Here is a 735-nt window from a genome sequence, read left to right as displayed (position 1 = left end):
GGTTCGGGGGATGTCGAGCTGAGCGGCAAGCAGCCCCGACAACGCCGGGACGGGTTGGTACTGCCAGACGACCCGGGTCCGGCTAGCGAGACAGGAAGGTGCACGCGAGAAATCAGTGCCTGACGCCCCGTAATTACGACACCGGCTCGAATCTGGCGGATCTGGGCCGGACGCAGTGCACGACCACCAGTGCTCGTCGGTGGTCGACTCCGAAGCCGACTCTACTCATCGGTGGGGAGGCCACGCTGAAAGTCTGCGGCGTAAGCGTGGCGATGCTGCCGGGGTAGAGCTGGGCACCTCACCTGTCGATCGATTCGTGGTGAACGTGGGAACTGTCCGCGGTCGCTCCCGTGTCGGACATCCAGTCCGACCGGGGGCAGGTCCATCGCCGGCTGATGGCCGTCGGGCAGGACGGAGGCCCCGTAGTACTCCGAGGCCGGGAAAGCCGGTCACATGGGGAAGGGGGCCAGCAAGTCAGCAGTAAGGACACTGGAATGCCAGGAGGATGTCGCCGGTGAATACCGACGAGCTGGAATGGGCCTTGATGAAGGCCGAACGCCGGGTACTGGAGATCCAGACCAAGCTGCACCGTTGGGCTGTTGATGATTCTCATCGCAGGTTCGACGACCTGTTCAACCTCGTGGCCGATCCCGCCTTCCTGTTGGTGGCGTGGGACCGTGTCCGGGGAAACAAGGGTGCCCGCACGGCCGGAGTGGATGGGAAGACCGCCCGCTC

At 64.8% G+C, this 735-nt stretch carries 1 pseudogene; it reads left to right on the top strand.

Annotation, left to right across the window (positions count from 1 at the left end):
• Nucleotides 1-514: 514 nt before the first annotated feature.
• A pseudogene (locus CIB93_RS37040) lies at nucleotides 515-735 on the top strand (group II intron reverse transcriptase/maturase); the annotation flags it as partial.

Origin of the sequence: Streptomyces sp. WZ.A104 (assembly GCF_002382885.1) — a bacterium.
In the GTDB taxonomy this organism is placed as follows: domain Bacteria; phylum Actinomycetota; class Actinomycetes; order Streptomycetales; family Streptomycetaceae; genus Streptomyces.
Note: the sequence above shows the minus strand (reverse complement) of the source record. Positions and strands in the feature narration are given on the sequence as shown.